25 protein-coding genes are annotated in these 26,627 nt (G+C 62.2%); 9 read left to right on the forward strand and 16 right to left on the reverse strand.

Going from position 1 to position 26,627, the window contains the following annotated elements:
- Nucleotides 1–17: 17 nt before the first annotated feature.
- The gene (gene trhA, locus ACY4LX_RS31520; RefSeq protein WP_054044362.1) at nucleotides 18–635 is read right to left on the reverse strand and encodes a PAQR family membrane homeostasis protein TrhA; all 618 of its coding nucleotides are present in this window, start codon (nucleotides 633–635) and stop codon (nucleotides 18–20) included.
- Nucleotides 636–773: 138 nt separating this feature from the next.
- Here trhA and ACY4LX_RS31525 point away from each other — a divergent pair, with 138 nt between their 5' ends.
- Nucleotides 774–1,694 carry a LysR family transcriptional regulator gene (locus ACY4LX_RS31525; protein ID WP_149659707.1) on the forward strand — a complete coding sequence of 307 codons (921 nt, stop codon included), beginning with the start codon at nucleotides 774–776 and terminating at the stop codon, nucleotides 1,692–1,694.
- Between the two features lie 57 nt (nucleotides 1,695–1,751).
- On the opposite strand, the gene madM is transcribed toward ACY4LX_RS31525, so the two are convergent.
- The 9 genes from madM to mdcA form a co-directional block, all read right to left on the reverse strand.
- The gene (madM, locus tag ACY4LX_RS31530) at nucleotides 1,752–2,516 is read right to left on the reverse strand and encodes a malonate transporter subunit MadM (RefSeq protein WP_149659708.1); all 765 of its coding nucleotides are present in this window, start codon (nucleotides 2,514–2,516) and stop codon (nucleotides 1,752–1,754) included.
- A gap of 5 nt (nucleotides 2,517–2,521) precedes the next feature.
- Nucleotides 2,522–2,914: a malonate transporter subunit MadL gene (madL, locus tag ACY4LX_RS31535; protein ID WP_149659709.1), complete on the reverse strand. Its 393-nt coding sequence runs from the start codon at nucleotides 2,912–2,914 to the stop codon at nucleotides 2,522–2,524.
- Between the two features lie 66 nt (nucleotides 2,915–2,980).
- Nucleotides 2,981–3,892, reverse strand: coding sequence for a malonate decarboxylase subunit epsilon (gene mdcH, locus ACY4LX_RS31540; RefSeq protein ID WP_463258734.1), 912 nt, complete (start codon nucleotides 3,890–3,892; stop codon nucleotides 2,981–2,983).
- Nucleotides 3,889–4,509: a malonate decarboxylase holo-ACP synthase gene (locus ACY4LX_RS31545; RefSeq protein ID WP_463258735.1), complete on the reverse strand. Its 621-nt coding sequence runs from the start codon at nucleotides 4,507–4,509 to the stop codon at nucleotides 3,889–3,891. The genes mdcH and ACY4LX_RS31545 overlap by 4 nt, the downstream gene beginning before the upstream one ends.
- A complete protein-coding gene (gene mdcE, locus ACY4LX_RS31550) occupies nucleotides 4,503–5,291 on the reverse strand; it encodes a biotin-independent malonate decarboxylase subunit gamma (RefSeq protein WP_463258736.1) in 789 nt (262 codons plus the stop codon). Before mdcE ends, ACY4LX_RS31545 begins: the two co-directional genes overlap by 7 nt.
- On the reverse strand, nucleotides 5,288–6,130 hold the full coding sequence (locus tag ACY4LX_RS31555; protein ID WP_463258737.1) for a biotin-independent malonate decarboxylase subunit beta: 843 nt from the start codon (nucleotides 6,128–6,130) through the stop codon (nucleotides 5,288–5,290). Before ACY4LX_RS31555 ends, mdcE begins: the two co-directional genes overlap by 4 nt.
- Nucleotides 6,123–6,422: a malonate decarboxylase subunit delta gene (locus ACY4LX_RS31560; RefSeq protein ID WP_123404225.1), complete on the reverse strand. Its 300-nt coding sequence runs from the start codon at nucleotides 6,420–6,422 to the stop codon at nucleotides 6,123–6,125. Before ACY4LX_RS31560 ends, ACY4LX_RS31555 begins: the two co-directional genes overlap by 8 nt.
- Complete coding sequence (locus ACY4LX_RS31565; RefSeq protein ID WP_463258738.1) at nucleotides 6,422–7,273, reverse strand: triphosphoribosyl-dephospho-CoA synthase; 852 nt, start codon at nucleotides 7,271–7,273, stop codon at nucleotides 6,422–6,424. Before ACY4LX_RS31565 ends, ACY4LX_RS31560 begins: the two co-directional genes overlap by 1 nt.
- On the reverse strand, nucleotides 7,274–8,944 hold the full coding sequence (gene mdcA / locus ACY4LX_RS31570) for a malonate decarboxylase subunit alpha (RefSeq protein WP_133835608.1): 1,671 nt from the start codon (nucleotides 8,942–8,944) through the stop codon (nucleotides 7,274–7,276).
- 900 nt (nucleotides 8,945–9,844) lie between these two features.
- Between mdcA and ACY4LX_RS31575 the strand changes: the two genes are divergently transcribed.
- Nucleotides 9,845–10,216 carry a DUF6124 family protein gene (locus ACY4LX_RS31575; protein ID WP_463258739.1) on the forward strand — a complete coding sequence of 124 codons (372 nt, stop codon included), beginning with the start codon at nucleotides 9,845–9,847 and terminating at the stop codon, nucleotides 10,214–10,216.
- Between the two features lie 122 nt (nucleotides 10,217–10,338).
- Here the strand turns inward: ACY4LX_RS31575 and ACY4LX_RS31580 are convergent, their stop codons facing one another.
- The 6 genes from ACY4LX_RS31580 to pilG all read right to left on the reverse strand — a co-directional run bounded on the left by ACY4LX_RS31580 (nucleotide 10,339) and on the right by pilG (nucleotide 20,317).
- Nucleotides 10,339–10,797: a chemotaxis protein CheW gene (locus tag ACY4LX_RS31580; RefSeq protein WP_463258740.1), complete on the reverse strand. Its 459-nt coding sequence runs from the start codon at nucleotides 10,795–10,797 to the stop codon at nucleotides 10,339–10,341.
- Nucleotides 10,790–16,684, reverse strand: a complete 5,895-nt coding sequence (locus ACY4LX_RS31585; RefSeq protein ID WP_463258741.1) for an Hpt domain-containing protein — start codon at nucleotides 16,682–16,684, stop codon at nucleotides 10,790–10,792. The genes ACY4LX_RS31580 and ACY4LX_RS31585 overlap by 8 nt, the downstream gene beginning before the upstream one ends.
- 38 nt (nucleotides 16,685–16,722) lie before the next feature.
- Nucleotides 16,723–18,780, reverse strand: coding sequence for a methyl-accepting chemotaxis protein (locus tag ACY4LX_RS31590; protein WP_463258742.1), 2,058 nt, complete (start codon nucleotides 18,778–18,780; stop codon nucleotides 16,723–16,725).
- Between the two features lie 141 nt (nucleotides 18,781–18,921).
- Entirely contained in the window at nucleotides 18,922–19,476 is a 555-nt protein-coding gene (locus ACY4LX_RS31595; RefSeq protein ID WP_149659720.1) for a chemotaxis protein CheW, read from the reverse strand.
- Nucleotides 19,477–19,486: 10 nt separating this feature from the next.
- Nucleotides 19,487–19,852, reverse strand: a complete 366-nt coding sequence (gene pilH / locus ACY4LX_RS31600) for a twitching motility response regulator PilH (protein WP_027926574.1) — start codon at nucleotides 19,850–19,852, stop codon at nucleotides 19,487–19,489.
- A gap of 60 nt (nucleotides 19,853–19,912) precedes the next feature.
- On the reverse strand, nucleotides 19,913–20,317 hold the full coding sequence (pilG, locus tag ACY4LX_RS31605; protein ID WP_111448588.1) for a twitching motility response regulator PilG: 405 nt from the start codon (nucleotides 20,315–20,317) through the stop codon (nucleotides 19,913–19,915).
- Between the two features lie 225 nt (nucleotides 20,318–20,542).
- Here pilG and gshB point away from each other — a divergent pair, with 225 nt between their 5' ends.
- The 7 genes from gshB to ACY4LX_RS31640 all read left to right on the forward strand — a co-directional run bounded on the left by gshB (nucleotide 20,543) and on the right by ACY4LX_RS31640 (nucleotide 26,591).
- A complete protein-coding gene (gene gshB / locus ACY4LX_RS31610; RefSeq protein WP_463258743.1) occupies nucleotides 20,543–21,514 on the forward strand; it encodes a glutathione synthase in 972 nt (323 codons plus the stop codon).
- Nucleotides 21,515–21,620: 106 nt separating this feature from the next.
- Nucleotides 21,621–22,520: an energy transducer TonB gene (locus ACY4LX_RS31615; RefSeq protein WP_463258744.1), complete on the forward strand. Its 900-nt coding sequence runs from the start codon at nucleotides 21,621–21,623 to the stop codon at nucleotides 22,518–22,520.
- A gap of 162 nt (nucleotides 22,521–22,682) precedes the next feature.
- The gene (locus ACY4LX_RS31620; protein ID WP_123404202.1) at nucleotides 22,683–23,255 is read left to right on the forward strand and encodes a YqgE/AlgH family protein; all 573 of its coding nucleotides are present in this window, start codon (nucleotides 22,683–22,685) and stop codon (nucleotides 23,253–23,255) included.
- The gene (gene ruvX / locus ACY4LX_RS31625; protein WP_005792259.1) at nucleotides 23,255–23,692 is read left to right on the forward strand and encodes a Holliday junction resolvase RuvX; all 438 of its coding nucleotides are present in this window, start codon (nucleotides 23,255–23,257) and stop codon (nucleotides 23,690–23,692) included. Before ACY4LX_RS31620 ends, ruvX begins: the two co-directional genes overlap by 1 nt.
- Before the next feature lie 92 nt (nucleotides 23,693–23,784).
- Nucleotides 23,785–24,291, forward strand: coding sequence for a bifunctional pyr operon transcriptional regulator/uracil phosphoribosyltransferase PyrR (gene pyrR, locus ACY4LX_RS31630; protein ID WP_149659723.1), 507 nt, complete (start codon nucleotides 23,785–23,787; stop codon nucleotides 24,289–24,291).
- Nucleotides 24,292–24,318: 27 nt separating this feature from the next.
- Nucleotides 24,319–25,323 (forward strand): aspartate carbamoyltransferase catalytic subunit, encoded by a 1,005-nt coding sequence (locus tag ACY4LX_RS31635; RefSeq protein WP_007913665.1) that lies wholly within the window; start codon nucleotides 24,319–24,321, stop codon nucleotides 25,321–25,323.
- A complete protein-coding gene (locus tag ACY4LX_RS31640) occupies nucleotides 25,320–26,591 on the forward strand; it encodes a dihydroorotase (protein ID WP_463258745.1) in 1,272 nt (423 codons plus the stop codon). The genes ACY4LX_RS31635 and ACY4LX_RS31640 overlap by 4 nt, the downstream gene beginning before the upstream one ends.
- The last annotated feature ends 36 nt before the right edge of the window (nucleotides 26,592–26,627 follow it).

The following is a 26,627-nucleotide window of genomic DNA, read 5'->3' on the forward strand; positions in this document are numbered from 1 at the left end:
ACAGGACGCATTATCGTTTAGAGCACGTAAAACAGAATCGCCACAAAGTGCAGCAGGCTCCCGGCGATCACGAACAGATGCCAGATCCCGTGGGCATGGCGCAGGCGATGGTCGAGGGCAAAAAAGATAATGCCCACGGTGTACAACACCCCGCCCGACGCCAGCCAGGCAAAACCGGTCGAGCCCAGCGCCGCAAGCAGGGGCTTGACCGCCACCAGCACGATCCAGCCCATCACCGCGTAGATCACGATCGACAGAATCCGCGCCTCCGAGCGCGGCTTGATCTCTTGCAGGATGCCGATCAACGCCAGCCCCCAGACAATGCCGAACAACGTCCAGCCCCACGGCCCACGCAGGGTCACCAGGCAGAACGGCGTGTAGCTGCCGGCGATCAGCAAATAGATCGAAAAGTGATCAACCTTCTGCATGATCTCTTTCTTGCGCCCGCGCACGCTGTGGTACACGGTCGACGCGCTGTAGAGCACCATCAAGGTGAAACCGTAAATCGCCACGCTGACAATCTTCCACGGGCTGCCGTCCATGCTGGCGATCACCAGCATCCACACCACCCCGACCGTCGCCGCCACCGCCCCGACCAAATGCGTCCAGGCGTTCAATCGTTCCCCGTGATACATGAATCGCTTTCCTCAAATTTCGTTACAACATGGCGCAAGGCTCAGCCCTTGAGACTAAAAGCGCAATGTTTCAGGACACATATCCCCGTATTCCCAACATGCGTGCACAATCGAGCCATTCGAATAAGAGTGCGGCCCATGCTGATCGACGAAGAGTTGACCCTGAAAAAACTCGAGGTGTTCCTGGCCTTCATGCGCACCGGCAACCTGGCCCGGGCCGCTGCCGAGTTGCAGACCAGCAACGTCAGCGTGCACCGGGCCATTCATTCCCTGGAAAGCGCACTGCGCTGTCCGTTGTTCAAGCACGAAGGCCGCAACCTGACGCCGCTGGAAAGCGCTTATGTGCTGGAAGAACGGGCGCAGAAGCTAATTCAGGACGTGGTCGAAAGCGTGCGCCTGACCCGCGAAGCGGCCGGGTTCTCGGCGGAACGCTTCAAACTCGGCTCGCTGTATTCATTGACGGTGAAGACCGTGCCGCAGCTGATCATGGGCCTGAAAATCCGCCGCAGTGAACTCAACATCGACCTGATCCTCGGCTCGAACATCGACCTGCTCTACAAGCTGAAAAACATGGAAGTCGACGCGATCCTGGTGTCCCTGGACGACAGCGTCAACGACCCGGACTGCGAGCAGATTCAACTGTTCTCCGACGACATCTTCCTCGCCACCCCGGCCGATTCGAAGTTTGCCCAACGGGCGGAAGTCGACCTGGCGGAAGTGCGCGACGAAACCTTCATCACCCTGACCCAGGGCTTCGCCACGCACCAGGACGGGATCCGGGTGTTCAAGCAGGCGGGTTTCGAGCCGAAAGTGGCGATGCAGGTCAACGACATCTTCACCCTGCTGAGCATGGTCAGCTCGGGAGTGGGTTATGCGTTGCTGCCGGGGCGGATTGCGGCGGTGTATGAGAATCGGGTGAAGCTGATCCCGTTGCAGGAAAAGTACCGGTTGCAGCAGCACATTGGCGTGGTGTTCCTGAAGGCCAAGGAGCGCGATCCGAATCTGCTGGCGTTGCTGGCGGAGTGTCGGATGTATGCCAATCGCAATACCTCCACCTGATCGTTCCCACGCTGGGCGTGAGAACGATCATTAGCGGTCAAGACACCCGCGAAGGCGTCAGCCCATTAACCCACGCATGATCAGAAACAGCAGCGACGGCCCGAGCAAACAACCCAGCGCGGTATAGAACGCTGCGGTCAGGCAACCATAAGGCACCAGCTTCGGATCCGTGGCGGCCAACCCGCCCGCCACTCCGCTGGACGTGCCCATCAAGCCGCCGAAAATCACCGCACTGCGTGGATTGTTCAGACCAATCAACGGCGCCACGAACGGCGTCATTACCATCACCAAAATGGCTTTGATCAACCCGGCTGCAATCGACAGCGCCATGACCTCGGAGCTGGCGCCGATGGCGGCCCCGGTTACCGGACCGACGATATACGTCACGGCCCCGGCCCCAATGGTGGTAAGGCTCACCGCATCGGTGTAGCCGAAAGCCATGGCCACCGCGACCCCCGCAATGAACGAGGTCCCGACACCCACGAACAAGGCCAGCACGCCGACGAATCCGGCACGCTTGAGCTCATCGACACTGACGCCGAACGCGGTGGCCACGATGGCAAAATCGCGCAACATCGCACCGCCCAACAGACCGATCCCGGACAGCAGCGGGATGTCCACCACGCCCTTCTGGCCACCGGTCAGTGCACCGCCGACATACGACAACAACAGGCCAAGCAAAATGGCGATGGCCGAGCCGTGCAAGCGGCCTTTGGTGAACGTATTGGAAATCCAGTAGGACACCCACATGGTCACGCCGACAATCGCAAAGCCACTGATCAAGCCGTAGCCGGTAATCACCTTCATCATCGATTCGTACATGGCGCTCACCCGACAGTCTTAGGAGGAATGATCGGGGCCGGTTCTTTGTTGCCAATACGAACCAGGACCGGAACCAGGGCAAACGCGATGGTGACTGCAGCCACGCCAGCCAGAATCGCCATCGGCCCGCCCTTGAGCGCGCCGTACACGTTTTGCTGTGCGGCCATGGCGACGACAATCGGGATATAAATCGCACTCCAGAACTCTACGCCTTGCTCGGTCTTGCCTTTGAGCCAGCCGGTTTTGTAGAGGTAGCTGCCGAGGCCGATCAACAGCAACATCGCAATGCCGACACCACCGACGTTGGCGGGGATGCCTATCAGCTTGCCAAGCAACTCGCCGATAAAAATACCCGTCAGGGTACAAAAGGCGAGAAACGCCACACCGTAAATAATCATTGTTGTAGTCCTCAAAATGCATTTTCGAATGTTGTTTTTGTTTGTTCGAACGCCTGAGTCGGTGTCTTAAGGTTGGCGGCTTCCCTCCTCACGCAACAGCGCTTGCAAGGTGTCGAGGCGAGCACCGTCGAAGGCAATCACGGTGCCCTGCTCGAACACCCGGCGCGCCAGCCCGGTCAACACCGCACCGGGCGGCAGTTCGATTTGTAGCCGTACGCCGCGCTCGTAGGCGCTTTGCACGGTGCCGCGCCAATCGACGACGCGGCACATATTGAAAGCGAGGTCGTCGCGCAGGGCTTCGACGTTGACGATGGGCCGGGCGCGACTGCCGCTCAGGTAGCCCATCGATGGGGTTTTCAGTGACACCTTGGCGAAGGCTTCGGCGAGGGTTTTCGCTGGCGCGTCCAGCAAAGGACAGTGCGACGGCACGCTGACGGCCAGACGCTTGGCCAGACCTGCACCGTGACCTTTCGCCAACTGCGCCACGGCTTTCATCGCCCCATCGCTACCCGCAATCACCACCTGGTTATCGGCGTTGATATTGGCCAGGTACACCGGCGTTTCATTGCTGTGAACCTGCGCGAGCAACTGTTCGACGGTGGATAAATCGAGACCGATGATCGCGGTCATGCCGTAGCCCTGTGGATAAGCCTGTTGCATCAGCTCACCGCGCAGGCTGACCAGATGCAGGGCATCGCTGAAGCCCAGAGCCCCGGCAACCACCGCTGCCGGATAGGCGCCGATGGACAACCCGGCCACGTAATCCGCTGGCTCCTGCAATTGCCGTGAAGCCGCGACGCCAGCGATCAGTAAACAGAGTTGAACCGCCCGCGTCGTCTTCAACGCCTCGGCAGAATCCAGCAGCAACGCGTCTTCGCCGAGGACTTCACTCGCCTCCGTCACCGTTTCCAAAGGCAAACGATGGAGCATGCCCGGCTGCTGCGCACCTTGGCCCGGGAACACCAGCAAACTGCTCACGCCGCTTGCTCCTGGGGGTTCCACGGATCAAGTACCAGACAAGCTTCAGTAGCGTTTTTCAGCAGGACTCGCCGCGCAGGCCCGGCCCATTCGCGCAGGGCGATGGCACCGAAAGGCGTCTGCAATTGCATGTCCACCTGACACGCGGCGGTATCGAAAATCTTCACCAGTTCCCGGGCCTGCATGCGGCTCAAGGGTTGCGGTGTGCGCAGGATCAGGTCGAGGTCGCTGCGTTCATGCAAGGCGTCAATTCCGCTGGCCAATTCGAAACCGGCGCTGCCGCTGATACCCCAGACGAAACCGCAAGCATCCAGCATCGCCCGCAGTTGAGTCAGTGCGCGCAATGCGGGTAGATCCCGATCAATCGAAACATGACGAAGATCTTCAGGTTTGACCCGACGCTGAATCGCCTCGACTGCCATCACCGTCGCAAACCGCTGCTCACGCATCGGCCCACGTACGCCGACGGCAACCTGACCCGGCGCGCACAACGCACGCCGGACCACCACTGGCTGACCCTGAGCCAAAGCATCTGTCGCCCACATCGGCGCATCCACCGGCAACTGCTCCGGGGTCATGCCCCAGAGCAAGTCGTGAGCCAGAAACGTATTCACCACTGCGCTCTCAGCAGTTCACGCACCTTGCTCGACGCCCCGCGGTTGCTGGCGCCCAAGCGACTGCTCAGGTCGCGGCCTTTCGCGGCGACATCGCTGATCGCTTGATTCAGGCACTCCGTCACGCGGGTCAGATCCTGCGCCGTCGGTTGCTCAATCTGCTCCACCGACAAGGTTTCCCAGAGCAAACCGAGGCTGGCGTAGCTTTCAATGTCATACGCCATCGGCGGCACGCTGGCGGCCAGGGCTTCGAGTTCTTCGACACTGCGCAACGTCACCCGCGCGGCCGAGGCCTTGCCCATCGCATGCACCATCACGCCCGGGTCGCGCAGGGCGATCAGGCGATTGGCTTGATACCCGTGAGCGAGAAATGCCCCGGACATCGCCTTGCCCACCAGCAGACCAATCACCGCGTGACCGGCCAAACGTGCGCGAGCGTAACTGTCCGCCGCACCAGCCAATGCCTGATGAATACCGAGGGCTTCTTCACGGCGACCGTAGGCCTGGCTCGGTACATCGACGATGGCGATCAAGGCACGCTTCTGAGATTTATCGCTGTCGGCCGCGATGACTTCATCCACGGCTTTGGCCAACCCCCAACCTTCCAGCAAACCGACCTCACCGTTGCGAGCACGGACGAAGCGGTTGTCGGGATCAGTCACCACCGCGATAAACCGCACGGGTTGATCACCCAAGAAGCCGTCGGCCACCTTCAACGAAGCAGGCAAACCTTCGACCGGTTTCGCACCGGTACTCAAGGCGTTAAACCAGTTCAAACCTCTCATGAGCGCTCTCCTTGATACAGATCGCGAACCACCGACGGTTCGATTTGCGGTTCAGCATCCAATCGCGCCAAGCGCTCCAGAAACAACCCGGCCTGCTGGCTACGTTGCTGCTCCGGCAAGCCTTGCTTGAGCAATTCACTGACCTGCAGTTGAATCTGCGCCACATCATCGGCCACATAACGATCCACCAAACCACTGGCGAACCGCTGCTCGCCGCCGGTCAGGCTCCAGATGAAAGGACGATCCCGGGAGTCGTATTCCTCAAGCCCCGCTTCCTGCTCGATCACCTGCGGACCGTTGAGGCCAAGCCGCGCTTCCTGAGTCACCAGCAAATAGCTGCACAACCCGGCGGCAATCGACATCCCGCCAAAGCAACCCACGCTGCCCGCCACGACGCCAACAACAGGCTGGTACTGACGCAAATCGACAATCGCCGCATGGATATCCGCAATCGCTGCCAACCCGAGATTGGCCTCCTGCAACCGTACGCCGCCCGTTTCCAGCAGCAACACGGCGCGGGTTGGAATGCCTTTGCGGTTATCTTCGGCGGCGAGTTCCAGCGCACCAGAAATCTTCGCCCCGCCGACTTCTCCAAGGCTCCCACCCTGAAACGCGCCTTCAATCGCCGCGATCACCACCGGCAAACCGCCGATGCTGCCCTTGGCGATCACCACGCCGTCATCGGCTTGCGGCACCACGCCCTGGCGCGACAGCCACGGCGACATGACGCGTTGAAATGGATCGAGCAATTCGCGGAAGGTGCCGGCGTCGAGCAAGGCTTTCGCCCGTTGCCGCGCGCCGAGTTCGACGAAGCTGTGTTTGCTGAGGAGATCAGTCATGGCCGATCTCCTCAAAGCCTTGCTCCAGACGCAAGCGCACCACACCCGGCGTCGCGCCGAAGTCGTGGATATCGATGGCCATCGCCGGCGGTGTCTGACCGTCAAACATCCGCGCAAACAGATGCTGCCAGCGTTGTTCGGCGCCATTGACCGAGGTCTGCACCTGGATGGTCAACTTGCCGGCCACACCCGGTTCGATCAGCACTTCCAGATCGCCCGAGCCAACACAGCCCACCAGCGTCCGGCCCCGGGGCGGCTGCCCGGCGGGGAATTCAAAGGATAAGGTTTCCATCAGAAAGCTCCGAATTCGAGGCGGTCGATGAACAGGCACGCGGCGAGCAAATCAGCGGCTCCACCCGGCGAGGCGTTCAACGCGATGAGTTGTTCATCCAGTTCATGCAAGCGGCGACGACCACCGAGGCTGGCACTGCCGCCTGCGTCGAGCACCGCTTGGGCACCGAGTTGCATGGTTTGCAGGCCTTGTTCGCCGGCGCGGTAAAGAACGCAGGTGTCGGCCAGTCGGGTCATGATCGCGAGCAAGGCGTCGAGGCGAGCGTTTTGTTCGCCGTGGCCCAGGGCGCGGCTGCGTTTGAGTTGTGGGAGCGCGCGTTGCAGGACGGAAGGGAAGCCGAGTTGCGCTTCTTCACGGGCACCACCTGCGCCGTAACGTTGGGCGACTTGGGCGCCGTGGCTTAGCGGGCGTGGCGCGTGACGGTCGTCGAGCAAAGCCAAACGTGCGGCGCACAGCGTGACGGCGCTGGCGTTGGTGTTTTCAAGGGCGGCGGCAGCGACCAACAGCCCCAGCGCCCAGATCGCCCCACGATGAGTATTCACGCCATCGGTGGTGGCGAGCATCGCTTGCTCCCCTTCCCGACCGATCCGTCCGAGGGCTTCGCGCAACGGCAGACCGACGTCGCCAAATTCGATGGCCACGTCGGCCATTTCCTTGAACGCCGGCCATAACGACAGCGCCGAAGCGTGCATCAAGCCCAGGTGCAAATCGGTGTGCGCGCCATTGCCGCGACGGTCCACCAGCGCCGGTTTCGGCGACAGGTCTGCTTCGTCGATCAGCGCGTCCACCGCCAAATCTGCCAGCCGCTCGGCCAGGGTCAGTGTTTTGGGTTGCAGGTTAAGTGCGTGCATTTACCAGCTCCTGAACTTGGCGGGCGGGTTGTAGAGGCCACCGGACCACTCCACCAGATCGGCCACGCTTTTGGCCGCGAGCAGTTCGCGGGTGGCGTCGGTGCGGCGGATGCCGAGGTCTTCGGGCAAGGCGATCAAACCTTCGCGGCGCATGCGGGCGGTGTCTTTCGGGTTGTGGCGCAAGCCGATCACGGTGACGCCCGCGACCGCCGCGATCATCGCCTGGCGTTCTTCCAGCGAGCGCGCCTTGTACAGATAGGCGATGCCTTCTTCGGTCAGCAGGTGGGTCACGTCGTCGCCGTAGATCATGATCGGCGCCAACGGCATGCCGCTTTTACGCGCCACTTCCACCGCGTCGAGGGTTTCGACGAAGGTCGGTTTGCCGCCCTCCTGGAACGTCTCGACCATTTGCACCACGAGTTTTTTGCCGCGTTCGAGCAAGGCTTCCGGCGCATCGTCGTGGCGCATGTCGAGCCAGGCCGGGGTGCCATGGCGGCGACCGCGCGGGTCGTGGCCCATGTTCGGCGCGCCACCGAAACCGGCCAAACGTCCGCGAGTCACCGTGGAGGAATGGCCGTCGCCATCCACTTGCAGGGTCGCGCCAATGAACAGGTCCACCGCGTACTGTCCGGCCAGTTGGCAGAACATGCGGTTGGAGCGCAGCGAGCCGTCGCGCCCGGTGAAGAACACGTCGGGCCGGGCGGCGATGTAGTTTTCCATCCCCAGTTCGGTGCCGAAGCAATGCACACTCTCGACCCAACCGCTTTCGATGGCCGGGATCAGGGTTGGGTGCGGATTGAGCGTCCAGTTGCGGCAGATCTTGCCTTTGAGGCCGAGGGATTCGCCGTAGGTCGGCAGGATCAATTCGATGGCGGCGGTGTTGAAACCGATGCCGTGGTTCAGGGACTGGACGTTGTGTTTTTCGTAGATCCCGCGAATCGCCATCATCGCCATCAGGACGTGCACAGGCTTGATGTGCCGTGGGTCGCGGGTGAACAGCGGTTCGATGTAGAACGGCTTGTCGGCCACCACCACGAAATCGACCCAGGACGCGGGGATGTCGACGCGGGGCAGATCGGTGACGTCGTCCACCAGTTGATTGACCTGGACGATAACGATGCCATCGCTGAAGGCTGCCGGTTCGATCAATGCCGGGGTGTCTTCGGTGCTCGGCCCGGTGTAGATGTTGCCGGCGCGGTCGGCCATGAAACCGGCCGAGAGCACGACATTGGGAATGAGGTCCACCACCAGTCGTGCGTAGAGTTCGATGTAGGTGTGGATCGCGCCGATTTCCAGCAGGCCATCTTCCAGCAACTGACTGATGCGCAGGCTCTGGGTGCCGGCGAAGGAGAAATCGAGCTTGCGGGCGATGCCCCGTTCGAACAAATCGAGGTGCTCGGAGCGGCCGACGCTGGGCATGATCATGTGCAAATCGTGCAACTTGGCCGGATCGGCCTTGGCCAGGGAGCGCGAAAGGAAATCCGCCTGCTTCTGGTTATTGCCCTCCAGCACCACCCGGTCGCCGGGCAGAATCAACGCCTCCAGCGCCGCGACGATCTTGTCGGTGGGCAACACCACGCCATCGGCAAAACCTTTGACCAACTCAAGACGCCGCTGCTTCTCGCTGCGCCGCCGCGTCCATCGCGAGTCGGGGGATATTGTTGTTGTCATGACCACTCCACGGGTTCGCTGTCGTGGGGCCACCTTAGGAGGGTTGGGGAGTGGGCATCAATCAAGCAGAGCGACGGATCGTTACGGTCAGGGTAATGGTTGGCCGGGCTGACGTCTTCGCGGGCAAGCCTCGCTCCTACAAGGTCGCGTCGTACACAACCTCTGCGAACGACACAAACCTGTAGGAGCGAGGCTTGCCCGCAAAGAGGCCAGACCAATCACCGCGATCTTCGATCAGTCCCAAAAGAGGACCGATCAGTCCCTTTTTGGGACTTTGATCGTTCCCACGCTCTGCGTGGGAATGCCTCAACGGACGCTCCGCGTTCGGCTCTTGGGACGCGGAGCGTCCCGGGCTGCATTCCTTTGCTGCGCGTGGGAACGATCAACTCCTGTGGCGAGGGGGCTTGCCCCCGTTCGGCTGCGCAGCAGTCGTAAAACCATCGCACCCGGTGTGCCTGATACACCTCGGTTGCAGATTTTGGAGCTGCTTCGCAGCCCAACGGGGGCAAGCCCCCTCGCCACAGGGAGTTCGACCGCCGGGGGATTTGTGTTTAAAAGTTGCGGCGCAGGAAGGGTTGGCGGCTACGCGGTCTGACGTCACTGCCTACAGCAATGGGGGAACACGCTGACTGGTGGGGTTTTGCGTTGATCTTTATCGTTTGTGTGTCGCTGCCAATTCAGCGACCGGGTCTGGAATCCCGAGGTGTAGAAGGCGCGAAAGCGCCCCTCATGACGTATGCTTGCGCACCTTTAATGTGTGCATTCAGTTATGGCGGCTGTGCGCGGGAGACCTTCGGGTCTACCGGGTTTTCTCCACCTCGGGTTCCAGCCCGCGTACAGCTGCCACCCCTTCGGCTGGAACCGAGGGAGCAGCTGAAACTCATTACTGGAGATTTCACTATGTTCAAAGCTACCCCCAACCCCCCAGAATCCGGCACCGATTCCCAACCATCCCTCGATGCCGAAAAGATGAAAGAAGCCGCCGACCGCGCCTTCGCCCATTACTTCCCCCCGGCGGATGCAAAACCCGCCAAGCGCCGGAAATACCAACTCTTCGCCGTTGCCCCGGGAATCAACGACCCCGAGGCCCTGCTGGCCAACGCTTCCGAAGACTTGCTGTCCATCAGCGCGATTGCTGCCGATTTGGCGGACGATGTGGAAGGCACGCGCCGTTCGGTAGCTTTGGCGATCAGCCGTTTGACCGATGGCGTGCAATTGTTGGTGGAGCGGGTGCTGGATCACCATGAGGCGTTGGCTGAGGCCAAGCTCTAGCCGTTACGCCTGATCGTTCCCACGCTCTGCGTGGGAATGCAGCCCGGGACGCTCTGCGTCCCATTCGAGAGCTGGAACGCGGAGCGTCCCTTGAGGCATTCCCACGCAGAGCGTGGGAACGATCAGTGGGTTAGGCCGGCAGTGATCAGCAGTTCTTCCAGCGCCAGCAAATCCGGCACTTTCGCCACTTGCTCCCCCACCTGCACCGCCGCTTGCTCAAGCGGACACAACGGCACATCCACATAGCTCAATTGGCTATCCAACTTGTACGAGCGCGGAATCCCCTGCACCAACAGCGCAATGAACTTCAACTCCGGCCGCCCGCCCAGGGCATTGAGAATGACGATCCTGACGCGCTCGCCGATCACCACTTTGCTGCCACATGCCGACTCAAAACTGAGTAACGGAATCTGCCGATCCCGCCACGTCACCAGCCCCAGGTACCACGGCGGTGTATCGAGGTCGAACGCCGCTGGTTGGTAGTCGATCAACTCGGCGACGGCGACGTTGGGCAGGATCAAGTTGCGATCCGCCAAGGGCAGCAACAGGCCCGTGAGGTTGCTGGTGCGATGCTCAAGCATGGGTTCTGCTCCACAGGGCGATGCTTTCGAGCAGCACCGATTCCTGGTACGGCTTGCCGAGGTAGTCGTTGACGCCAATGGCCATGGCGCGGTCGCGGTGTTTTTGGCCAGTGCGGGAGGTGATCATGATGATCGGCAGGTGTTGCAGGCGTTCGTCGGCGCGCACTTGGGTGGCGACTTCGAAGCCGTCCATGCGCGGCATTTCGATGTCGAGCAGCATCACGTCGGGCATGTGCTCTTCAAGCAGCAACATGGCATCGACCCCGTCCTTGGCGGTGAGCACGTTCATGCCGTGGCGTTCGAGCAAACGGCTGGTGACCTTGCGCACGGTGACCGAGTCGTCCACCACCAGCACCAGCAACGGCTTGTGCGGCTCGGCTTCCATTTCCTGAAGCACCGGGCGTTGCGGCACGCGGGCCTGCATGGCGCGGATCGGCGCCAGCAAATCGAGAATCAGCACCACCCGGCCATCCCCCAGAATCGTCGCCCCGGACAACCCCTGCACGGCGGCAAATTGCGGGCCGAGGCTTTTGACCACGATCTCCCGCGTACCGGCCATGGAATCCACTTGCACGGCGATGTGCCGTTCGTTGCATTGCACCAGCAGCACCGGCAGCGGCAGGCTCTGGCCCAGCAGTTTCGGGCGGGTGCTGGTTTTCAGCAGTTCGCCGAGGTAGCACAGTTCGTAGTCCTGCCCGGCGTATTTGTAGGTCGGCGGATCGAGGCGGTAATGGCCTTCGAGTTCGTTGGGCAACACGCGGACGATGCCGTCGATGGTGTTCAGCGGGATTGCGTATTGGTCATCAAAACACTGCACCATCAGCGCGCGGTTGACCGACACGGTGAACGGCAGGCGAATGCGGAAATGCACGCCCCGCCCCGGCACAGAGTCGATCACCATGCTGCCGCCCAGTTGCCGCACCTCTTCATGCACCACGTCCATACCGACGCCACGCCCGGAAATCTGGGTGATTTTCTCGGCGGTGGAGAACCCCGGTTGCAGGATGAATTGCAGGACGTCGCGGTCGCTGATGTCGCTGTCCGGCGCGAGCATGCCGCGCTTGATCGCCTTGCTTCGCACCGCGTCCAGCGGCACGCCGGCACCGTCGTCGCGGATGTCGAAAATGATGTCGCCGCCCTCTCGCGACAGGTCCAACGTGATACGACCCTGGGCCGGTTTGCCCGCCGCGATCCGCGCTTCGGTGGATTCCAGGCCATGGTCCACAGCGTTGCGCAGCATGTGTTCCAGCGGCGCGGCCATGCGTTCCAGCACGTTGCGATCCATCTCGCCTTCGGCGTTACCGACGACGAACTCCACGTCCTTGCCCAGTTCGCTGGAGACCTGACGCACGATACGTTTCAAACGCGGCAGCATTCGTTCGAACGGCACCATGCGCGTGCGCATCAGGCCTTCCTGCAATTCGGTGTTGATGCGGCCCTGCTGTTGCAGCAGGTTGTCCGCGTCCTGATTGGTCCGGTCGAGGGTTTCCTTGAGGTCGAGCAAGTCGGAGGCGGATTCGAATAGCGCCCGGGACAGTTGCTGCAACTGCGAATGGCGGTCCATTTCCAGCGGATCGAATTCTTCGTAGCCCAAGCGTTCGGCTTCGACTTGCTGGCGGCTGAGAATCCGCCCTTGGGTTTCGGTGTCGAGGCGCCGCAACTGATCGCGCATCCGCTCAATGGTGGTTTCCATCTCGCTCAGGGCCACGCGGGCGTCGTTGACCTGCTGCTCGATACGGCCACGGAAGATCGAAGTTTCCCCGGCGAGGTTGACCAGATCGTCCAGCAACTCGGCCGAAACCTTGACCATGTCCGCGCCGGCCTCGGGCGTCGGCACTTCCGGTTTAGCCACAACAGGCGCGACTACCGGGGCTTCAGGAACGGCCGGATGACTGAAATTCTTGATCGCATCAATCAACCGGTCCGCTGGCGGACAAGGTTGCCCGGCGCGGGTGGCATCGAGCATCTGCGCCAAACGGTCATGGCTGCTTTGCAACAGCGTGAACAGCGGCGCCGTCGGTTGCAGCACCCCGGCGGACAAGCCTTCGTAAAGGAATTCCAGCTCATGGGCGAGGTCGCCAATCGGGGCGATTTCCACCATCCGCGCGCCGCCCTTGAGGGTGTGCAAATCCCGCAGCAGGGTTTCCACTTCCTGGCGATTCGACGGCTCGGCCTGCCAGCGCACCAGCGCCGCGCCGGAGTTTTCGATGATGTCGAAACCTTCTTCGAGGAAGATCTCCAGCAGCTCCGGGTCATGGCCGGGGGAATCATGTTCGTGGGTCGGCTCGACAGCTTCTGGCGTGCTGGCGTGGCTTTGGCGGAACTGGCGAATCGCTTCGATCTGCTCGCTCGGATCACCCAAGGCTTTCTGCTGCTGCAACTGTTCCAGCAGCACCGCCAAGCGGTCATGACTGGTTTGCAGCAACCGCGCCAGCGCTTCGCTGTGGCTGTAACGGCGGTCAACCAAGCCTTCGTAAAGATTCTCCAGCTCATGGGCCAGGTCGCCGACTTCTTCAACCTCGGCCATGCGCGCGCCGCCCTTGAGGGTGTGCAAATCCCGCTGCAACGACGACAACGGTGCGGCGTTATCCGGGTCGTTCAACCAGCGCTGCAAGGCCTGGCCGGCGCTTTCGAGGATATCCACCGCTTCTTCGAGGAAGATCGAAACGATCTCGTCGTCGTGTTCAAGTTGCGTCGCGGTTTTCGACAGCTCAGCGGTGGCAGTGCCCAGTTCGCGAATGCTCAGGCTACGACTGCCATCGCTGCGAATCAGGCCCGTGGCCGACGGATCGAGGCTGGTGTCGAGCAAATCGCGCAAGGCCCGGACCCGTTCCGGTTGCGGGCTGACTTCCTGGCCGGCGGCCAGTTCGTCGAGCATGTTGATCAGCGCTTCGTGGGCACTTTGCGCTTCATGGAAAAACTCGTCGCTGACCGCCAGGCTGCTTTCTTCCACCGCGCCATACAGGTCGAGCAAGGCTTCGCACAGTTCATCCACCGGGTGCAGGTCGGCCAGGTGCGCGCCTTCACCGAGGGTGGTCAGCTCATCCAGCAACGCGCTGAGTTCCTGGCGCTCGCCGGGGTGTTGCTGCCAGCGGCGCAACAGGCTTTCGGCGTCGAGCAGGATGTCCATGCCCTGGGCCAGGAAGTTGTTGATCAACTGCGGATCGCGCTTGATCCGCAGGCCCCGATTCGGCGCGCTGAGGATCGCTTCCAGGCGTTCGTCCAGCAACGTTCGCGTGCGCTCGATCAACGAACGGGCGCCGGGAATCTCGGCCAGTGGATCGGTCTTGAGTTGACGCAAGCCGAGGCGGAACAGCCCTTCGGCTTCCAGCAGCAACTCGACCTCATCCAGGTCCAGCGCAATCAGGTGCGCCTTGTATTCCCGGGCCAGGTGATCCAGCGGCGCGGCGAGTTCGGCAATCGGCACCACACCGGCCATCGAGGCGCTGCCCTTGAGCGTGTGCAAGGCCCGCTGCAATTCGTCGCTGGCTTGCAGCGGCACATGCTCGGCGGCTTGATCGAGGTAGCGGTTGAGGCTGGCGAGGTGGGTTTCGGCCTCGTTGCGGAAGATCTCCAGCAACAACGGATCGAGGGCGGCGACGTCCTGGGTGTCTTCGTCGGACAGCAGCGCATCGCCCTTGGCCAAGGCGTGAGCCCGGGCGGCCAAGCGGTCGACGTCGTCGCGCTGGCGCTGGGCGTCGGCGGCAAAATCGGTGATCAGCGTCGGCAGCAGGTTCAATGCGTTGGTCAGCAGTTGTTGTACCGCCGGCCCCGGCTCGACGCTGTGTTCCAGCACGCGGTTGAGCAGGTTTTCCACGGCCCAGGCCAGTTCGCCCAGCACCAGTGCGCGGACCATCCGGCCGCTGCCTTTCAAGGTATGGAAGGCGCGGCGCAGTTCGCTCAGCGCAGCAGCGTCGTCAACATTCGCGGACCAACGCGGCAGGTATTCGCGCAGCACGTCCAGGACTTCGTCGGTTTCTTCGAGAAAGACTTCCCGCAGTTCATCGTCCACCGGTTCTTCACCCGACGGCGGCGGCAACAGGCTGCCAGGGGTGTTCAGGGCCGGCGGGTTGACGGCGGACACCGGGCTGGCCAACACAGCGGCCAGGGACTGCACGGTGTCGGGATCGTCCAGTTCCTGCAGGTCTTGCATGACCTGGGCCTCGTTGGGGCTCAGTACGTCTTCAAGTACCGGGACGAGTTTTTCGGCAGGGAAAAACCCGAGGGCGGCCAGGCTGTTTTCCGCGACGTCGAGCAGGTGTTCATCGAGTTCTTGCGGGTCGTCGTTCAGGCGTTCGAGGTAGTACTCGATGCTGGTGATGACGTCGGCCAGGCTGTCGAGTTGCTGCCAGCCGGGGTGATCGGTGTCCACCAGCAAGTGTTCGCGGATAAAGCCGTTGCAGGCTTCGATCAGGCTCGCGGCACGGTTCAGCGGAATCATCGCCAGTGCGCCGCGCACCTGGGTCAGCAGCGCCGGCAAGGGTTGCAGTTGCTGGCGATCCCAATCGGCGTCGATGTAGTCGACGATCATGTCCTTGGCTTGTTGCAGGCAAATCCGTGCTTCGCGGATGACGATCTGATGAATCTGGGTCAGGTCGGTGGTCGGCAGGCGGCTTTCTTCCTGGCTCTCCGGCTCCACGGTGCCGACCATCCCGGCCAGCGTCGCTTCGACGTAGAGCAAGGCGCCGGCCACGTCCATCAGGATCGCGTCGTTGGGTTCGCGCTGGCCTTGGGCAAGGCTGAGCACCACCGCCAGTTGATCGATGATCACTTTGCGCGGCTGGCCGAAACCGAGCACCGCCAGGGTGTCGGCGATTTGCCGCAGGGGCGCCAGCAGGCTTTCCAGGTCGGAGGTGTGCTGGCGGTCGCTGCGCACGAACAGGTCCAGGCGTTCCTTGACCCGCACCAGTTCTTCGCACAGCGCGGCGAGCACCGAGCGCATGGCATCGCGGTCGGGGCCGGCGAGGCGTGCGCGTTCTTCGTCGACCATCGCGCTGTCAGGCAGCGCATCGTCCAGTCCGTAGCGATCTTTCATGGTCAGCATCTGCCCGGTGGGATGTTCGGCTTTGGCAATGTAGAACAACAAGCTTTTGAACAGCTCGGGCGGCGGCGCCTGATTGACCCCGGCCATGCCCTGTTCCAGCAAGCGTTTGAGTTCCTTGTCGGCGTCCTTGAACAGGCTGCGAAGGGCCGGGCTGTTGGCAATCGCGCCATTGCGCAGGCCTTCGACCAGCGCCGACGCGACCTGCCACAACGGGCTCAGCGGCGCGTCACCGCACAACGCTTCGAGCTTGGCGAAGACTTTGGTCAGGTAATCCAGATTGGTTTCGCCATCCTGCTCGCGAAGCAAACCGACCAAGGCCATCTGCAACATCTGCCGCAATTTGCGCAGCACATTCGGTAATTCGGGTGGTTCCAGCAGCGCCAGATCGTCCGGATCCAGCGGCGGCAAGTCCGGCAGTTGCGGGCTGAACAGGCTGGTTTCCGAGAGCAGGCTTTCGCCTCGGGCACTGCGCAGATCGTTGATCAGCGGCAGCACCACCAGCGGCAGGTCGCGACGTGCGCCTTGCACCCGGTCGAGGTAGATCGGCAGTTGCCCCAGGGCCTGTCTTAACAGATGAATGGCTTCATCGCGATGACTGACGCGGTTTTGTTGCAGGGCAGCGGTCAGTTGCTCCATTTCTTCGGCGAGCAGGGCCGCGCCGTAGAACTCGACCATCTGCAAACTGCCGTGCACCTGATGGATACACGCCAGGCACTCGCCCAGCGCGTAGGTCGCCTGGGGGTCGTCGAGCAGTTGCTCCAACGCCTGATGAGCCTGCTTCAGCGTTTCGGCAATCTCGCCTTTGACCCACTCGAGGGCCACATAGTCGTGCCGATCACCCATAACCACTCCACTCTTCATTCTTTACGCCCGCAGGCGGTTCAAGCCTTGTCCGTGGCCGGCTTGGGCTCGGTCGGCAAGGTGAAACCCGACACCGAGCGCCGCAACTGGCTGGCCATTTTCGCCAGGTTGCCGATGCTCTCGGCGGTCGCCGTGGAGCCGGACGAAGTCTGCGAGGTGATCTGCTGGATCACGTTCATGGTCAGGGAAATCTGCCCGGCGGACGACGTCTGTTGCTGCGCGGCGTTGGAAATGCTCTGGATCAGCGCCGCCAGGGTCTTCGATACGCCTTCGATTTCTTCCAGGGCCACCCCGGCATCCTGCGCCAGCCGCGCGCCACGCACCACTTCGGTGGTGGTCTGCTCCATGGAAATCACCGCTTCATTGGTATCAGTCTGGATCGCCCGGACCAGGGTTTCAATTTGTCGGGTCGCGGCGGACGAACGTTCGGCCAGCCTTTGCACTTCGTCAGCGACCACGGCAAAGCCGCGCCCGGCGTCACCGGCCATGGAGGCTTGAATGGCTGCGTTGAGGGCGAGGATGTTGGTCTGGTCGGCAATGTCGTCGATCAGGCTGACGATGTCGCCGATTTCCTGGGAAGACTCGCCCAGGCGCTTGATGCGTTTGGCGGTGTCCTGGATCTGCTCGCGGATGTTGTCCATGCCGTGGATGGTGTTGTGCACCACCTCGTTGCCCTTGTTGGCGATTTCCACCGAACGCTCGGCCACCGCGGAGGATTCGGCAGCGTTGGCCGAGACCTGATCGATGGACTGCGCCATGTCGTTGATTGCCGTGGAGGCTTCGGAAATCTGCTGCGCCTGATGCTCCGAGGCCTGCGCCAGGTGCATGGCGGTGGCCTGGGTTTCCTGCACGGCGGCGGCGACCTGGCCGGCGGTGAGGTTGATGGTCGCCACCAGATCGCGCAGTTGGTCCACGGAATAGTTGATCGAGTCGGCGATGGTGCCGGTGAAGTCTTCGGTCACCGAAGCGGTCACGGTCAGGTCGCCGTCGGCCAGGTCTTCGATTTCGTCGAGCAGGCGCATGATCGCGTTCTGGTTGCGCTCGTTCTTCTCGGCGGTTTCCTGGAGCTGGCGGTTGGTTTCGCGAACCATCACCAGACCGATGAGGATGATCGACATCAGCGCCAACAGGCCCAGCACGTAACCGCCGATGGTGTCGGTGTTGCGCCCGCCCGCGAGGTTTTCGAAACCGGTGGCCAGGTGCGAGGCTTCATCGAGCAGGGTTTGCGACAGGGTGAAGATGCTGGTGGCGGACTCGCGGACTTTGAACAGTTCCGGCGAGGTTTCGAGGATTTCATCCACCGAGCCGGAGACGAATTCGAACAGTTCGGAGATTTCGGTCAGGCGCGCCCGGGCATCTTTGTCTTCGACCTGGCTGACTTTCAGCGCCGGGTTGCCCTGGAGCATGCCGTTGAGCACCTGGCCGAAACGGGCGGCATCGCGGCCGAAGGCGTCGGCGGCCTGCTGCGAGTTTTCGTCGCCGGACAACACCGTGTTCACCGCGCCGAGAATCCGTTCAGCCAACAGCGATTGACGCTGGGCCATCGCGACCTGAGTTGCCGGGGCACCGCGCTGCAGGAGGATTTCGACGACTTTTTCGTACTCGACCTGCAACTGCGGCACGGTTTCGGCCAGGGTCGCGGCGACCTGATGCAGGGACAGCACGGTTTGTTCGCTGGACAGAATGGCGTCGGTGTTTTTCAGCAGGCGTTCCCAGTCCAGCTGCACGGCGCGCATTTCCGGGCGCACGGTGGACGGCGCGGGCGGCAGGCCGGTGCTCGGGTCGCCCTTTTTCAGGTAACCCCAGCGCTGGGCAAAATCATTGCGCGCATCGCTGAGCAACTTGAACGCGGCAGCCTTGCCGGCGGCGGCTTCCGTGGCGTTCTTGGCGATGCGCTGGGACAGCACGCGCAGCTCACCGGCGTGACCGATGTACTGCTTGTCGTAGGTGGCCTGGGTGTTGAGGTAAGCGAAGTTGGCGAACAGCAGCATGATGAAGATGATCAGCGCGATAAACAGCACGATGATCTGCGAACGGCTGCGGGACCCTTCCGGGGCACCTGTTTTTGCTTTTGTCATCGGTCCTCGCCTGTACTGCCCAATTCAACCCATCCCCTGTAGGAGCGAGGCTTGCCCGCGAAAGCGGTTATTCATTCAACATTAATGTCGACTGACACGACGCCTTCGCGGGCAAGCCTCGCTCCTACGGGATTGCGGTGCCTACACCGCGACATGCATGAAATCCTGGGACTGCGCCAACGCAAACGGGCTGAACACTTGCCAGCTCTGTTCACGCTGGAACCGGCCCTGGACGAACGCGTCCATCGCGCCGCTGATCTCGTTCGGCGGCACCGCTTCCAGGCTGTCCTGGGCGAAGTGCTGCAAACCGTAGACTTCATCGACCATCAACCCGGCGAATACGTCTTTGTATTCCACCACCAACACCCGCCGCTGCTTGCGCACCGCCGACAGCTCATGACCGAGCTCTTGATCAGAAAAGAAAGCGCACACGTCCATGATCGGCAACAACCGCCCGCGCAAGTTGGCCACGCCCTTGACCCAAGGCTTGACCCCCGGCAGTTGGGTGTAGCGCGGTTCATGCAGGACTTCGCTGACTTCGCCCATCGGCGCGACGTACCAGTGCTCGCCCAGGCGAAAACCGATGCCGCTCCAGTTGTCCTGTCGCGACGGCTGGGACGGCAAGTCTGCGGCCAGCACGCGACAACGCTGGTCGATCTGCAGCAGCAGTTCGAAAGCCGTCAGCGACTCGCTCATGACCGGGCGATCAACCGGCCAGCACGTTGTTCAGGGTCTTGATCAGGGTTTCTTCGTCGACCGGTTTGGTCAGGTAGTCCTTGGCGCCCTGGCGGGTGCCCCAGACCTTGTCGGTCTCCTGATCCTTGGTGGTGATGATGATCACCGGGATGTGCCCGGTGTCCGGGTCTTTGGTCAACTGGCGGGTGGCCTGAAAACCGTTGAGGCCGGGCATGACGATGTCCATCAGCACGGCGTCGGGTTTTTCCTGGCGGGCCAGCGCCACGCCGTCGGCGCCGTTTTCGGCTTTCAACACTTCATGACCGTGCTTTTCCAGCATGCCGGTCAGTTTGTACATTTCGGTCGGCGAATCATCGACGATCAGAATACGTGCCATGGTCTTCCCCATTCTTCTTGTCGACGCCGGGCCCGTTGGCCGAGCGTCACTGTGCGTGTCCTACTGCGGCAAAACGGCGGCGAAGCCCGGAACATGGGCCTGGATCGCGTTCAGCAGTTCTTCCTTGCTGAAAGGCTTGGTCAAAAACTGGTCGGAGCCGACGATGCGCCCCTTGGCCTTGTCGAACAACCCGTCCTTGGACGACAGCATAATCACTGGCGTGGACTTGAACGCACTGTTGTTCTTGATTAAAGCGCAGGTCTGATAACCATCCAGGCGCGGCATCATGATGTCGACAAAGATAATGCCCGGGTGATTGTCGGCAATCTTGGCCAGCGCATCGAAACCATCGACGGCGGTGATGACTTCACAGCCCACGTTTTTCAGCAGCGTTTCGGCGGTGCGGCGAATCGTCTTCGAATCGTCGATCACCATGACCTTCAAGGCGCTGGAATGCTGTTCCATAAATGCTCTACCGTCGCCTTTGCGAATCAATTTGTCCGTTTGACGGCTTCAAACCCTTGATGGTGAAGGGCCAGTCGCACTTGGCGACCTTTTTAGCACAGTCTCAATGACCAATCTATCGGCCGACGGGCGCGGTGGTTTTTCCTTGACCGGGAACACACTCAGCGCCACTCTGACGCCACTTTTTCGTGTCCTTTCGGACCACCCCATTTCGAGGAAAAACCCATGAGCGTTCGCGTCGGGATTGTCATGGACCCTATCGCCAGCATCTCCTATAAAAAGGATAGCTCGCTGGCCATGCTGCTGGCCGCACAGAAGCGCGGCTGGGAACTGTTCTATATGGAACAGAAGGATTTGTACCAGGGCGAAGGTGAAGCACGGGCGCGGATGCGGCCGCTGAAGGTGTTCGCCAACCCGGAGAAGTGGTTCGAACTGGAAGCCGAGACCGACGCGTTGCTGAGCGATCTGGACGTGATCCTGATGCGCAAGGATCCGCCGTTCGACATGGAATTCGTTTACTCCACCTACTTGCTGGAGCAAGCCGAGCGCGCGGGCGTGCTGGTGGTCAACAAGCCGCAGAGCCTGCGCGACTGCAATGAAAAGCTGTTCGCCACGCTGTTCCCGCAGTGCACGCCGCCGACCGTGGTCAGCCGCCGCGCCGACGTGTTGCGTGAATTCGCCGCCAAGCACGGCGATGTGATCCTCAAGCCGCTGGACGGCATGGGCGGTACCTCGATCTTCCGTCACCGCGCGGGCGATCCGAACCTGTCGGTGATCCTCGAAACCCTGACCGCCCTGGGCACCCAGCAGATCATGGGCCAGGCTTACCTGCCGGCAATCAAGGACGGCGACAAACGCATCCTGATGATCGACGGCGAGCCGGTGGATTACTGCCTGGCGCGCATTCCGGCGGCGGGCGAAACCCGTGGCAACCTCGCCGCCGGTGGTCGTGGCGAAGCCCGTCCGTTGAGCGACAAGGACCGCTGGATCGCCGCCCAGGTCGGCCCGACCCTGCGTGAGAAAGGCCTGCTGTTCGTGGGTCTGGACGTGATCGGCGAGAGCCTGACCGAAATCAACGTCACCAGCCCGACCTGCATTCGCGAGATTGATAACGCGTTTGGCACCGATATTGGCGGCCTCTTGATGGAGGCGATCGAGAAGAAGCTGCAAGCTGCAAGCCACAAGCCGCAAGTTTGAAGCGCTCGGCGTGCAACTTGTCGCTTGAAGCTTGAACCTTGAAGCTAAAAACCAACATTGCGTTATCATGCCGAGCCCGTAAAAACGCGATGTTGGTTTTTCTGTTATGACGCTCCCGTCCGATCTGCCCGTTGAACTCGCCCATCGTGGCGTGCGCCCGGCCGATCGCCTCGGTTTTACCCTGTTTCTCGCGGCGTTGATTCACTTGGCCTTGCTGTTGGGCGTCGGCTTTTCCATGGTCGAACCCAAGCAGATCAGCAAAACCCTGGAAATCACCCTCGCCACGTTCAAAAGCGACACCAAGCCGAAAAAAGCCGATTTCCTCGCCCAGGAAAATCAGCAAGGCAGCGGCACCCTGGATAAAAAGGCGATTCCCAAGACCACCGAGGTCGCGCCGTTCCAGGACAACAAGGTGCAGAAAGTCACTCCACCGCCGGCAGCCAAGCCCGAAGTGCGTGACGCCGCGCCCAAGGCTGCGGTGACCACCGTCGCGCCGAAGCCGAAAAAAGCCCCGGCCAAGAACGAAGAACCCAAGACCCCGCCCAAACCCGCCGTGGCCGCGCCGACGTTCGACAGCTCGCAGCTGTCCAGCGACATTGCCAGCCTGGAAGCGGAATTGGCCAACGAACAACAGCTGTACGCCAAGCGCCCGCGCATCCACCGCTTGAGCGCGGCTTCGACCATGAAAGACAAGGGCGCCTGGTACAAGGACGAATGGCGCAAGAAGGTCGAGCGCATCGGCAACCTCAACTACCCCGACGAAGCGCGACGCAAGCAGATCTACGGCAACTTGCGCCTGATGGTCTCGATCAACCGCGACGGCTCGCTTTACGAAGTGCTGGTGCTGGAATCCTCCGGGCAGCCGCTGCTGGACCAGGCGGCCCAGCGGATCGTGCGGCTGGCGGCACCGTTTTCGCCGTTTACCGGGGATTTGTCGGACATCGACCGGCTGGAAATCATTCGGACGTGGAAGTTTGCGCGCGGGGACAAGCTCTCCAGTAACTGACCGATGGATTTGTTGATCGGGCCGACGCCCTCGCTCCTGTAGGAGCGAGGCTTGCCCGCGAAGGGGCCCTCAAGCAAACCCAGATCAAAAACACACCCGCGCAGCCATTTCCTACACATCCCCAGCTTGTCAGTTCGCCCCTCCAACGCCACACTAGCGCTCATGAAGAACGTCAGCCCCAGCTACCTCAAGCATCACTTCCTGATCGCCATGCCTCACATGGCCGACCCGAACTTTGCGCACACCTTGACCTACATCGTCGAGCACACGGCCAATGGCGCCATGGGGCTGGTGGTCAACCGTCCGCAAGAACTGAACCTGGCCGATATCCTCGAGCAACTGCGCCCTGACATCGAGCCGCCCGTGCTCTGTCAGCATGTGCCGATCTTTATCGGCGGGCCGGTGCAGACCGATCGCGGGTTTGTCCTGCATCCGTCGGGGAAAACCTTCCAGGCGACCGTTGATCTGGAAGGCGAGCTGTCCTTGTCCACCTCCCAGGACGTGCTGTTCGCCATCGCCGACGGCGTCGGTCCGGCAAAAAGCGTGATCACCCTCGGCTACGCCGGTTGGGAAGCCGGGCAACTGGAAGCCGAGCTGGCGGACAACGCCTGGCTGACCTGCCCGTACAACGCCGACATCCTCTTCAATACCAGCAGCGAATCGCGCCTCGAAGCGGCGGCCCGGCACTTAGGTGTCAACCTCAGCCTGCTGACCAGCCAGGCGGGCCACGCCTGATGGCCCTGCGACTGATCCTGGGTTTTGACTACGGCACCAAACAGATCGGCGTGGCGGTCGGCCAGGTGATTACCGGCCAGGCTCGCGAGCTGTGCACCTTGAAGGCACAAAACGGTATCCCAGACTGGAATCAGGTCGAAGCCCTGATCAAGGAATGGAAACCCGACGCCGTGGTGGTCGGCCTGCCGCTGAACATGGACGGTACGCCGAGCGACATGTGCCTGCGGGCCGAGAAGTTCGCCCGCCGCCTCAACGGCCGCTACAACCTGCCCTTCTATACCCACGACGAACGCCTGACCACTTTTGAAGCCAAGGGCGAGCGGCGTGATCGTGGCGGGCAAAAAGGCAGTTACCGCGACAACCCGGTCGATGCCATTGCCGCCGCGCTGCTGCTGCAAGGCTGGCTCGACGAAAACACCGCACTGTTCGAATCCTGAAGAGTCGTCTCGACGCCTCTCTATAGCGACAACCCGAGCCAAACCACGCCGCCTTACTCAAAGGCAGGGCTCGGGCCCAAGAAGGAGCAACCATGAGCCTGCCCAATCCCGCCGAACTGATCAGCCAGATGGCGATCCGTCTCAAGGCACACCTGGAACACCGTGGCATCAGCGAACCGCGCTACATCGGTATTCGTACCGGCGGCGTCTGGGTCGCCCAGGCCTTGCTCGATGAACTGGGCAGCGACTCGCCCCTCGGTACCCTGGACGTGTCCTTCTACCGCGACGACTTCAGCCAGAACGGTCTGCACCCGCAAGTGCGCCCGTCGGCCCTGCCGTTCGAGATCGAAGGTCAGGATCTGGTGCTGATCGACGACGTACTGATGAGCGGCCGCACCATCCGCGCCGCCTTGAACGAACTGTTCGACTATGGCCGCCCGGCCAGCGTGACGCTGGTATGCCTGCTGGACCTGGACGCCGGCGAGCTGCCGATCCGCCCGAACGTGGTCGGCGCAACCCTGTCACTGGCGGCCCACGAACGGGTGAAGCTGTCCGGCCCGTCACCGCTGGTGCTCGAACTGCAAGACCTCGCCCTTTAATCCGCCCTATTGAGAGTCCCCCTCGCGATGACGCCTCTAGATACCAAGCGCCCGCTGCAGCTCAATGATCAGGGCCAGCTGCGCCACTTCCTCTCGCTCGACGGTTTGCGCCGCGAGCTGCTGACGGAAATCCTCGACACCGCCGACTCGTTCCTCGAAGTCGGCGCCCGGGCGGTGAAGAAGGTCCCGTTGCTGCGCGGCAAGACCGTGTGCAACGTGTTCTTCGAGAACTCCACCCGCACCCGCACCACCTTCGAACTGGCGGCCCAACGCCTGTCGGCGGACGTGATCACCCTGAACGTGTCGACCTCGTCGGCGAGCAAGGGCGAAACCCTGCTCGACACCCTGCGCAACCTGGAAGCCATGGCCGCCGACATGTTCGTCGTGCGCCACGGTGACTCCGGCGCCGCGCACTTCATCGCCGAACATGTTTGCCCGCAAGTGGCAATCATCAACGGTGGCGACGGCCGCCACGCGCACCCGACCCAGGGTATGCTCGACATGCTGACGATTCGTCGGCACAAGGGCGGCTTCGAAAACCTCTCCGTGGCCATCGTCGGCGACATCCTGCACTCGCGGGTCGCGCGCTCGAACATGCTCGCGCTGAAAACCCTCGGCTGCCCGGACATCCGCGTGATCGCGCCGAAAACCCTGCTGCCGATCGGCATCGAGCAATACGGCGTGAAGGTCTACACCGACATGACCGAAGGCCTGAAAGACGTCGACGTGGTGATCATGCTGCGCCTGCAACGTGAGCGCATGACCGGCGGCCTGCTGCCGAGCGAAGGCGAGTTCTACCGCCTGTTCGGTCTGACTACCGCGCGCCTGGCCGGGGCCAAACCGGATTGCATCGTCATGCACCCGGGGCCAATCAACCGTGGGGTGGAGATTGAGTCGGCGGTAGCCGACGGCCCGCACTCGGTGATCCTCAACCAGGTGACTTACGGTATTGCGATTCGTATGGCCGTGCTGTCCATGGCCATGAGCGGGCAAACAGCCCAGCGCCAATTCGAGCAGGAGAACGCCCAGTGAAGCTCAGCATTCTCGGCGCACGCGTCATCGATCCAGCCTCGGGCCTGGATCAAGTTACCGATATCCATGTTGAAGCCTGCAAGATCGTTGCCCTTGGCGCGGCGCCGGCCGGTTTTGTTCCGGTCGAGACCATCGACGCCAAAGGCCTGGTGGCCGCGCCTGGGCTGGTTGACCTGAACGTCGCCCTGCGCGAACCGGGTTACAGCCGCAAAGGCTCGATTGCCAGCGAAACCCGCGCCGCTGCCGCCGGTGGCGTGACCAGCCTGTGCTGCCCGCCGAAGACCAAACCGGTGCTCGACACCTCCGCCGTGGCCGAACTGATCCTCGACCGCGCCCGGGAGGCCGGCAACACCAAGGTGTTCCCGATTGGCGCCCTGAGCAAAGGCCTGGACGGCGAGCAGCTGGCCGAACTGGTCGCGTTGCGCGATGCCGGCTGCGTGGCCTTCGGCAACGGCCTGGAGAGCTTCCGCAACACCCGCACGCTGTGTCGGGCGCTGGAATATGCGGCGACGTTCGACCTGACGGTGATTTTCAACTCTCAGGATCATGACCTGGCCGAAGGTGGCCTGGCCCATGAAGGCCCGACCGCGAGTTTCCTTGGCTTGCCGGGGATTCCGGAAACCGCTGAAACCGTGGCCCTGGCCCGGGATCTGCTGCTGGTCGAGCAAAGCGGCGTGCGTGCGCACTTCAGCCAGCTCACCAGCGCTCGCGGCGTGGCCCTGATCGCTCAGGCCCAGGCCCGTGGATTGCCGGTGACCGCCGATGTCGCCCTGTACCAGTTGATCCTGACCGACGAAGCGCTGATCGACTTCAGCAGCCTTTATCACGTCCAGCCGCCGCTGCGCACCCGCGCCGACCGCGATGGCCTGCGGGCGGCGGTGAAGTCCGGTGTGGTTTCGGCCATCTCCAGCCATCACCAGCCCCACGAGCGGGACGCCAAACTGGCGCCGTTCGGTGCCACCGAGCCAGGGATCAGCAGTGTTGAGCTGTTGCTGCCGTTGGCGATGACCTTAGTGGAGGATGGCTTGCTCGATCTGCCGACCCTGCTCGCGCGCTTGAGCGCAGGGCCAGCCGAGGCCTTGCGCTTGCCGGCGGGCAAGTTGGCGGTGGGCGGTGCGGCGGACATCGTGCTGTTCGACCCGGCGGCCTCGACCGTGGCCGGTGAAACCTGGCTGTCCAAGGGCGAGAACTGCCCGTTCATTGGCCACAGCTTGCCGGGCGTAGTGCGTTACACCCTGGTGGATGGGCGGATCAGCCACCAGGCTTAACACCTTGTGGCGAGGGGGCTTGCCCCCGTTGATCGT

This window comes from Pseudomonas sp. Emmai (assembly GCF_055179735.1).